Consider the following 10141-nt stretch of genomic DNA (forward strand, 5'->3'; position numbering starts at 1 on the left):
GTGCCCGATAAGAAGGGCATCTGCCTGTCACGACGACATTCGGATTGCCGCATCTCTTCATTGCTTTCTTTAGGAGTTTCAATGTAGCGGCTTTGTCCCGTTTCTTTGTGACGTAGGATTCCAAGACTTCGCCCTCATGATCCACGACTCGCCAGAGGTAATGTCGTTCGCCTCTATTCTTCACGAAGACCTCATCAAAGTGCCACTGCCATTGTGGGCTACGCCGCATGGCTTCGGACCGCCGTTTCCGGATCTTGTGAGCGAAGTATGTGCCGAACCGATCAACCCAAAGGCGGACGCTTTCGTGGGAGACATCAATGCCGCGCTCATGAAGAAGGTCCTCGACATTCCGGAGTGAAAGCGGAAATCGGACATACATCATCACCGCGAGCTGCATGATCTCAGGCGATGTCTTGAAGTAGCGAAACGGGTTCTTGGCCATATTGGAAGGCTAATCACCATGATCGATCACCTCAAGCCCGCTTCCCCTGACGATGCCCTCGCAATCAATCGAGCGGCCGTTCCACGGCGTGCTTCCTTGTCTCGCCCTTATGGCAAAGGCCCCTCTGACAGATAGACTCAACTGCCAAAATCGTCGAACGCGATCCTTTCTTCCGGAACGCCTAGCGAGGCCAGCAATTTGAGGACGGCTTCCAGCATGGGAGGTGGCCCGCAAACATAGAATCTACAACGTCCGATGTCTGGATGTGATGCAAGATACTGATCTCGTACGATTTTATGGATCAACCCACGCTCCCCGCTCCAGGTGTCATCCTTGTCGAGATGCGAAAGTGCGACATGCCAGGAGAAGTTCCTGTAGGTATCGGCAAGCTGCGCGAACTCATCCCTGTACACTATATCCTCAGGTGTTCTTGCGCCATACCAGAAGGAGATCTTCGACGTACGGCCTCGCACTGACAGCTGATCCCGTATCATGGAGCGTATCGGTGCAATGCCGGCGCCGCCTCCGATAAAGATGATTTCATCATCAACGTCCTTGACGTGAAAATCTCCGAAAGGACCCTTGAGGGTGATTGGATCGCCTGGCGTCAGTGTTGACAGGAAAGCCGAGCCGATACCAACGGGAACACCCGAAGTGTCTGGCCTGGCGAGCGCGAGGCGAACATTCAGCATAATATCATTGCCGAGTTCACCGGGTGAATTGGCGAGCGAATAAGTCCGGTATACCGTCCTGACGGTTCCGAAATGTTCCGCCGTGCCGGAGGCATGCCAGCGCGCCCTGACGAATTCGGGAAGATCAAGTTTGTCCAGATGTGATTCAAATGCAGGGATTTCGACCTGTAAGTAGCTTCCGGCCCTGAATGCGAGCATTTCTGGAAGGGTAATGCGGAGTTCGCACAAGTCGGGTGATATGAAGGCCGACGACACGATCTTTCCCGTGAGTGTCTGTGCGTCGAGAAGGCCATGCGGAAGCGTGACACAGAGGTCGGTGCTGACCGGGTGCTGGCATGCCAGCCGGTAGCCGGCCTGGATTTCCGATACGGGAATTTGCCGGCGATCCGCAGGCAAGACAGATGTTTCGGGACTGATCTTCACCCTGCAAAGCCCGCATGTCCCACCGCCCCCGCATGAGGATGGGAGTGGGTAACCATTCGCGTCCATCGCGGCATACAGGGTTTGCAACGGAGTGACCCTGACGGCCTTGATGGCGCCACCCTCGCTATCCGTCACCGACAGGGTATGGCTGCTCTTGCGGTTACGCCACTTGCCGATCAGATTGAAGTCATGACGCCGGAAACTGTCCCACCACAGAACGATCCCGCTGAGCCCCATCCAGACGGCCAGGAGAGCCGAGATCACGATAATCGGATGGTTGAAGTTCGAGCGATTCTGATAGTCCATGATATGGAGCATCCAGAATATGTCGAAGGTTCTCCAATAGTGATTTCGCCTCTCCTGGATCTGTCCGTTTGTGGCAGAGATGTAGATGCTTGTATGTTCCGGATCGTCGAAGTTTATGCGCCATGCTGGTGCTGCATGGCTTCGCGTCTCAAGTTCTGGCGTTGAAACATATGCGATTTCGGTCACTTCACCGGGTCCCGCATAGTCATTGAGCGCCACCTCCATGGCCAACGTTTCGTCTATGTTGATCGGATCTCCGGTGACCGCGTCAGACAGAGACGCACCGTCTGTTGAGACGGTTTCCAGCACAGCTCGTCCATTCAGGATATTCAGTCGTATTTCATGGATATTGGATCTCTCGACAGGTGCCGGGTTCCGAACCTCGAGATTTGACAATTGCACGGGGGGGAGAGCGCCATGCTCCGCCCGGCGATGGTCGCCGGAAACCAGATCATGGGGCAGCACAGCCATGCCAAGACCACTGAGCATCCATAGCGCCAACTGTAATCCCAGAATGAGACCAATCCATTTGTGTATCCGGCGCACGATAATCATTTGCCATTGATCCTTTTGCGACGGTTGAAGCTGAACCAGAGCAGCCACATGCCGATGATGGAAAGTGTAAGACCCAGTCCCGCTGCGACACGCAAAAGCGTGTTGTTCACATCCGCTCGCTCGTCGTAATCCATGATGTGCAGCATCCAGGCGAAGTCGAATATGCGCCAGTATGTGTGACGTCTCGCGACCAGCGTGCCGTCATGGGGAGAGACGTAAAACGATGACGCTCCGGCATCGTCGAAATCGATCCTCCAGAGAGGTAGCTTGCGCGATTGTAGTTCGGTGGGAGCGTCGGCCTCGGTTTCAATGAGTGTTGCTGAGGCGACGCCACGGGAACGGGCGTAATGATACTGCGCGACAGCGATTGCATCCGCCTTGCCGAGGGGAGAGCGTTGAGTGCCATCCTGCGCGTCAACCAGAAGCGAGCCTTCAGCTGTGTATATGCGATAGACGGGTTTCCCGATCCAGTTCGCCAGGACGATTTCGTCAGCCTCAGGATAGTCGGACAGGATGTCTGCGAAGCCGACCTCGGGACTGTATCCCGCCATGAATGTGTCCGAGCGCTCGCGCACGAGATGATCACCATGGATGAAGTCCAGGTCCATGATGACCATGTAAAGACCTGACGCGAGCCAGATCATGACTTGTGCTCCGATGAACAGAGATAGCCACTTGTGCCACTGGCGAACTCTAAATGCGATCATTCTCGTCACGTATGACCCTCCTGCAATATTTGTATCGTTTGTCGTCTGCTGCCTGCGCGTTTACGGAACAGCGAATAGGGGCGCCCGGTAGATCTCACCTTGCTGGAGAAGGCAGGTAGAGACGGGCATGGCTCTGCGCCAACACACTCGCCCCCCTTGTCCAACTTGCGTGGCCGGGCACCTGTTGTCTAATGGTCCATCATGCCAGCAAGGCAGTCGGTACCTTCTGTCTGCGTGTTGCACATGTTCGTGATCCGATAGGAATTGTCGCGGCCCTTCTTGACCATGAAGGCAACCGGGTCACCTTCTGCAAATGCCGATACATCGACGCTGCCCATGATTTCAAAACCCATGGTCATGGCGCCCATGCCAATGCCGTCAATCGGGCCGTGGTCAATGGTCAGGAAGTCGCCTTTGCTTCCGCGTGATTTAATGATGCCGGTGCCATGACCCATTACCTGGTCCGGCATGTCGTGGCCGGAATGGTCCATCATGTCGCTGCCTGTCATTTCCATGTGCGTTTCGACCGATATGGTTTCAGCAGGCGCTTCCTGGCCGCAGGCTGCGAGAGACACGGCAAACAGGCCGGCAGTCAAAAGTGTAAGGGTCTTCATTGTTTCGGTTCTCCTAAGGGGTCGCTTGTTTGAAGTGTTTTGCGCGTGTCATCCGGGTGGGATCCGCCGCGCACGGAAAAAGACCGGCCAACCCAGATGTAATAGATTGCCGGGATCACGATCAGGGTCAGAAGAAGCGTGGACACCATGCCGCCGAGCATGGGCAGCGCGATTCGCCGCATGACATCTGCGCCAAGACCATCGGTCAGAAAGACGGGTGACAAGCCAACCAGAATGGTCAGAACCGTCATCAGTTTGGGGCGCACGCGCATGGCGGCGCCGCGGCTGATCGCCCCGAACAACTCCGTGCGGCTGGTCGGTTGTTCTTCCCGCACCTGGCCGTCAATGTAGAGCAGCATGATGACAGCCGTTTCAACCGCGATACCGCCCAGGGCGATAAAGCCAACGGCGACAGCGACCGACAGATTGTAACCCACCAGCCAGACGGCCCAGAGCCCGCCAACCATGCCGAAGGGCAGGGAGAGCATGATGATTGCCGTTCGATCGAGGCGACCGAAATGCAGCATTAGAAGTAGGAAAATGAGCGTCACGGCGGCCGGGATCGCAATCTGCAGGCGCGCTGCTGCTTCCTCCATCTGCTCATACTGGCCTGCAAATTCGACAGCGTAGCCGGGCGGCAAGGTGATGGCGTCCGTCACGGCCTGACGCGCCTCGCTCACAAAGCCGCCCATATCACGGCCTGCAATATCAACGAACACCCAGCCGGTGAGACGCGCATTTTCCGACCGGATCATGGGCGGCCCTTCGGTAAAGGCGATTGTCGCGAGGTCGCCCAGGGGAATGTGGGCTCCGGTTGGAGTCGGGACGAGGATGCTTTCCAGATCACCGGGGCTTTCCCGGAATGGCCGGTCATAGCGCAGGATGATATTGTAGCGTTCGCGTCCCTCGACCGATTGCGCAAGCCGCATGCCTCCCAGTGCGGTCTGCACCACGGTCTGGAACACGCCCATATCAATATTGCGCCGGGCAAGCTCTGCCCGGTCGGGCGTGATTTCCAGATACTTGCCGCCAAGGACGCGGTCTGCAAAGGCGGAACGGGTGCCGGGAACTTCCGAGACGACCGCTTCGATGTCTCGCGCAATCCGTTCGATCTCGACCAGGTCATCGCCTGTGACCTTGATCCCGATGGGTGTGCGTACGCCGGTCGAGACCATGTCCATCCGGATCTTGATTGGATAGCCCCAGGAATTGACGAGACCGGGCATTTGCAGCCTGGCGTCCAGCTCTGCGGTGATGTCATCGACAGTGATGTCCGGGCGCCATTCCGATTTTGGCTTCAGCTTGATCCAGGTTTCAATCATCGTGAGTGGCGCAGGATCCGTCGCGGTGTCGGCACGTCCGGCTTTGCCGAAGACGCGCTCGACTTCGGGTACGGTCATCAGCACGCGATTGGTCTGGCCAAGGATTTCCCGCATCTTGGTGGAGGAGACGCCGGGCAGCGTGGTTGGCATGTAGAGCAGTTCGCCTTCATACAAAGCCGGCATGAATTCCGAGCCGAGGCGCTGGACAGGAACGATAACACTCGCAGTCAGAAGCAGCGCAATTGCAAGTGTGACCCATTTGAATCGCAGCGCGGCGTGCAGGAGGGGCTTGTAGATCCAGATGAAGAAGCGGTTCAGGGGATTGGCGGTTTCGGGACGGAACTTGCCCCGCATGAGATAGAGCATGAGCACCGGGACCAGTGTCACGGACAGGATCGCTGCGAATGCCATTGCATATGTTTTTGTAAAGGCGAGCGGGCTGAACAGGCGGTAGCTTTCACCCGTGAGTGCGAAGACCGGCAGGAAGGACACGGTGATGATGAGCAAGGAGAAGAAGATGCCGGGCCCCACCTCCTGCGCAGATGCGATCAGGGTGGCCCTGCGATCCGATGCCGTCGCCTCGTCACCAAGATCGGCCAGTTTCCGGCTGGCGTTTTCGACAAGGACAATGGAGGCGTCCACCATCGCCCCGATTGCAATGGCGATCCCGCCAAGACTCATGATGTTCGCGGTGACACCCTGCAGCGACATGATCAGGAATGCCCCAAGGACGCCGAGCGGCAGCGTGATGATGGCGACCAGTGATGAGCGCACGTGCAGCAGAAAGATCAGGATCACGAAAGCAACCGCGATGCCTTCTTCAAGCAGCTTTTTCTTCAGGTACTCGACTGCGCCCTCGATCAAAGGGGCGCGGTCATAGACGGTCATGATCTCGACCCCTTCGGGCAGGCCGCGCTGGAGTTCGGCAAGTTTTGCCTTCACGCCGTCGATCACGGTCAGCGCATTCTCGCCGTCCCGCATGATCACGATACCTGCAACGGTCTCACCCTCGCCATTGAGTTCGACAATGCCGCGGCGAAGGGCAGGGCCTTCAACAATGCGCGCGACCGCGGAGAGCACGACAGGTGTGCCGTCTGACGCATATAGAACGACCTGTTCAAGGTCGGGCTTTTCATCAACATAACCCGATGAGCGGATCACGAACTCGCTTTCGGCCTGTTCCAGTACGCGGCCACCGACCTCGCTTGAGGCGGTTTTCACCGCTTCAGAAACGCGGCGCAGCGGAATGTCATAGGATCGCAGGAGGTTCGGATCGACCAGGACCTGATATTCGCGGACGAACCCGCCAACCGAGGCGACTTCCGAGACACCCTCCACGCCTGAGAGCTCCAGTTTGAGGAACCAATCCTGAAGCGAACGCAGCTCTGCCAGGTCGGTGTTGCCGGTCTTGTCGACCAGCGCATACTGGTAGACCCAGCCAACGCCTGTGGCATCCGGGCCGAGTTGTGGCACCACGCCATCCGGCAAGGTGGTGCCGAGCCGCGACAAGGCCTCCAGTACACGAGAGCGGGCCCAATACAAATCCACATTATCTTCGAAGATGACATAGACGAAGCTGGTGCCGAACATGGATGAGCCGCGCACATCCTTTGTCTTTGGCAGGCCGAGCAGGTTGGTCGACAGGGGATAGGTAACAAGGTCCTCGACGATTTGCGGGCTTTGGCCTGGAAAATCGGTGCGGATGATGACTTGCGTGTCGGTGAGATCCGGCACGGCATCGAGCGGCGTCCGTTCAACGGCCATCCATCCGGCGAGCGCGAGCCCCGCGCAGAGGACAAGGACGATGAGCTGGTTCGAGACCGACCAGAAGATCAGTTTCGCAATGGCCGACTTTGACGGATCGCGCCCACCAAGATCATGGAGATGATTGTCTGGCATGATCGTATCCTACGGATGCCCGGCGTCAGGATCGGCTGGGTCGCCGTCTGCGCGGCCTGAATCCATGCCGGCCATGGGGTCCGGCCAGTCGATGGCTTCGGCCGGCTTGTCGCCATACGGATTGCGCGGTTTGCCGCCTTCCTGGAGCCAGAGGCGTCCGGTGCCGTCTTCCTTGAACAGGGAGAGCCCGGCATCGCGGTAGTGAACGGGCGTCCCCTCCAGAAGCCAGGGCTCCAGCGCTGTCATCAGGCGTGAAAGTTCGACCGCGAGTGCCTCACCTTCGCTGGCATCCTTTGCGGCTCTGAGGGCGGCTTCGGCCTCGGTCAAAACCGGAACGAGCCTTGTATTGGCAAATCGCACTTTAAGGGTTGCGCCAAGGCCGAGGGCCGGGTCGACGAAAAAGGGATCGATCCTGTAATCGTCCGTCAGGGCTTCATGGAAATAAAGTGCCATGTCCGTGAAGTGGTCGATCCCGGCCAGGGTCGTGGCATCGACGGGCAGCTGGGCGAGCGGCGTGTCAGGTCCGGCCATCATGGCGACGGGCGCTTGCAGCTTTGAGAGGCCCTCGCGCAGATTGACTTCGCTATCCAGCATGAACTGGCCGCTGGCCACGACCCGTTCACCTGATGCGAGGCCGGCGAGGATTTCGGTTCGGCCATTGGCGTTGAGCCCGGTCTGGACGCTCCGGCCAGCAAAGTGGCCGTCGCCCAGCGCGAGAATGACGTGTGAGCCGCGACTATCGCGCAAGACAGATTCGGTCGGGACAGACAGCCTTGGCTCGCCGCCAAGGTCCATGGAGATGTCCGCATAGGCGCCGGGCCGGAGATAGCCAGCGGCATTATCAACTTCGATCCGAACCTCGCCTGTGCGGGTTTTGGGGTCAATTTCCGGATAGATGTAATTGATCCGGCCTTCAGCGGGCGCGCCGGGTGCGCTCGGAAAGCCGAGACGCACAGGCATGCCGGTATCGACGAGCGCAAGGTCCTGTTCCGGCACGCTTGCGATGATCCAGACGCCGGAATAGGACTGCAGGCGCAGGATCGGCGTGCCAGGTTTGATGAAGTCGCCCTCTCGCACCTGGAGCGACACGACGATCCCGCCAGACTCAGCGTAAACGGGCACGCGCTCAGTTACATTTCGGGTTTCGGTCAGCCGGTTGATGGTGGTCGTCTGCATGCCGAGTGACCGCAGGCGTTGTCTGACAGCGGCAATCCGGTTCTCGTTCCCGATCTTGAGAGAATTGAGATAGTCCTTCTGGGCGGCGATCAGGTCGGGGCTATAGACACGGTAGAGCAATGCGCCAGGGCGAACGGTGTCGCCTTCCGCTCGCACACGCAAATCCTCGATCCAGCCTTCGATGCGTGACACCGCAACATTCTCAAGCCGTTCATTCGTTTCGACGGTCCCGAACGCGCGCAGCGAACGTCCAAAATTGGCGATCTCGACCGGTGCGATACGCACGCCCATTGTCTGGATCATTTCGGGGGCAACGGCGATGGAACCATCAGCACGCGATGGGTCGGCATAGACCGGAATGTAATCCATGCCCATCGAGTCTTTCTTTGGGGTCGGTGATGTGTCGGCCTGACCCATGGGGTGCCTGTAATAAAGGATTTCAGCCGTTCCTGCGCCGCTCCTGGTTCCGGAAGCAGGGCTGGCCGGAACAAGGTCCATGCCGCAGATCGGGCAGGTGCCATCCGGATCCGCCGAGATGTAGTGCGGGTGCATCGGGCAGGTGTATTGTGCTGCTTCAGTCGCGTTACGGGTCTGGGCTTGCGGCGCAGGCGCATCGGGTGCGGGCGCCGTGTCGCCGCAGGCTGAGAGAAGCAGTGTGAGCGCTGTGGCTGTGACGAAAAATGTCTGTTTCATTGTGTGACCAAAAGCGCATTCATGCGCGCTGTGGCTGTGGCGATACGCGCTTGTTCGCCAGCCATGTCCGAACGGAGTTTGAGTATGGCGAGTTCGCCATCAATGATCGGTGCATAGTCACCGACCCCAGATTCATAGATCGTGGTCTGGGACGTGATTTCGTCTTCGATTGCGACAATCTTCCGAGACAGGACAGCTGCGCTTTGCTCCGCTGTCAGGCGCATGGACCGATACGTTGAATACTGGGCGGCGGCAGTTCTTGCGGCCGCTGAAAAGTTGGCGCGGGCGGCGGCGCGCTCAGCCTTGGCGGCGCGCAAACGCGGTGCCTGGTTCCTGCTTGCCCAGAACGGAACCGTCACGTTGACCATGCCTGACACCCAGTCGTCACCGGTATAGTTGGCGCCTGATTCCCGCTGCTGGTAAGTCAGCTGCGCGCCCCATTCCGGTTTCCAGGCGGCTTTGGCGTCATCGATCCCGCGATCGCGGACGGCGATGCCGGCGTCAGCGACGCGCACGGCATGGAACGCCATGGCGTCTCCCGACCAGTCGATGGGCATCACCGGCGGCGGCGGCGTGTCCGGTACTGCTCCCAGAAGCTCAATCAGTCGCGCATCGATCTGTTCGGCCTGGCCGTTCAATTCCACCAGCGTTCGATCAAGCTCAGCGCGTTCGCCCTCAATCTCTGCCAACCGGAACAGGGCAGGGCGTCCTGCATCGAGTTCCCGTTCTGCGACTTGCGTCAGGGCGTCGTATTTTTCCGTGCGCTCTCCTGCGAGGTCGCGCTGGACGCGGGTGCGCTGTTTTTCATGGAGCAGTGCGATGAGTTCACCCCGGAGGGCTGCATAGCGCTGCGCGCGCATTTCACGTGTTTCACTGGCGCGGGCAAGGGCTTCTCCGGCACGGGCATTTCGGCCCGCTAGGCTCGGGAATTTCTGCTGGATGCCAACCGATTTATTGGTCGGCAGGAAATCACTGAACGAGGGATCGAAAATGGGAAAGTTGTTGATCCCGGCTGAAATCACGGGGTCCGGCAACGCAGTGGCGGCACTTGCGCGCTCGCGGTTCGCTTCGGCCTGCCATGCCATGACTTGCAGGCTTGGATGGTCGTGCAGCGCAGATTCCAGATCAGGAAAACTCTGGGCATCAGCCGCTGCAATCAGCGCGGAGGATATCCCGGCACAGGCCAGGAGCAAAAGAGGACGAAACATGAAGAATTCCTGTGTTCTGAAAACGGACGGGTACAAGGCGCGTTATCCTCTTGGATATCGCGCGCATGGAGACCGTCTGGATCAGACCAGGAGGCGTTGCTTCA

The 10141-nt window shown here is 58.7% G+C and carries 7 protein-coding genes; all 7 read right to left on the reverse strand.

The features are described from left to right. Nucleotides 1-442, reverse strand: a 442-nt coding sequence (locus AADA04_RS02385) for an IS6 family transposase (protein ID WP_340691632.1), incomplete at its 3' end; no start/stop codon positions are given. 137 nt (nucleotides 443-579) lie between these two features. Then, complete coding sequence (gene nqrF / locus AADA04_RS02390; protein ID WP_340691633.1) at nucleotides 580-2418, reverse strand: NADH:ubiquinone reductase (Na(+)-transporting) subunit F; 1839 nt, start codon at nucleotides 2416-2418, stop codon at nucleotides 580-582. Beyond that, nucleotides 2415-3062 carry a hypothetical protein gene (locus tag AADA04_RS02395; protein ID WP_340691634.1) on the reverse strand — a complete coding sequence of 216 codons (648 nt, stop codon included), beginning with the start codon at nucleotides 3060-3062 and terminating at the stop codon, nucleotides 2415-2417. The genes nqrF and AADA04_RS02395 overlap by 4 nt, the downstream gene beginning before the upstream one ends. A gap of 251 nt (nucleotides 3063-3313) precedes the next feature. Further along, nucleotides 3314-3739, reverse strand: coding sequence for a copper-binding protein (locus AADA04_RS02400; protein WP_340691635.1), 426 nt, complete (start codon nucleotides 3737-3739; stop codon nucleotides 3314-3316). After that, on the reverse strand, nucleotides 3736-6960 hold the full coding sequence (locus AADA04_RS02405) for a CusA/CzcA family heavy metal efflux RND transporter (RefSeq protein ID WP_340691636.1): 3225 nt from the start codon (nucleotides 6958-6960) through the stop codon (nucleotides 3736-3738). The genes AADA04_RS02400 and AADA04_RS02405 overlap by 4 nt, the downstream gene beginning before the upstream one ends. A gap of 9 nt (nucleotides 6961-6969) precedes the next feature. After that, on the reverse strand, nucleotides 6970-8829 hold the full coding sequence (locus tag AADA04_RS02410; protein WP_340691637.1) for an efflux RND transporter periplasmic adaptor subunit: 1860 nt from the start codon (nucleotides 8827-8829) through the stop codon (nucleotides 6970-6972). Continuing rightward, complete coding sequence (locus AADA04_RS02415) at nucleotides 8826-10037, reverse strand: TolC family protein (RefSeq protein ID WP_340691638.1); 1212 nt, start codon at nucleotides 10035-10037, stop codon at nucleotides 8826-8828. The genes AADA04_RS02410 and AADA04_RS02415 overlap by 4 nt, the downstream gene beginning before the upstream one ends. Nucleotides 10038-10141: the final 104 nt, after the last annotated feature.

This window comes from Hyphomonas sp. (assembly GCF_037969335.1).
Taxonomy (GTDB): Bacteria; Pseudomonadota; Alphaproteobacteria; order Caulobacterales; family Hyphomonadaceae; genus Hyphomonas.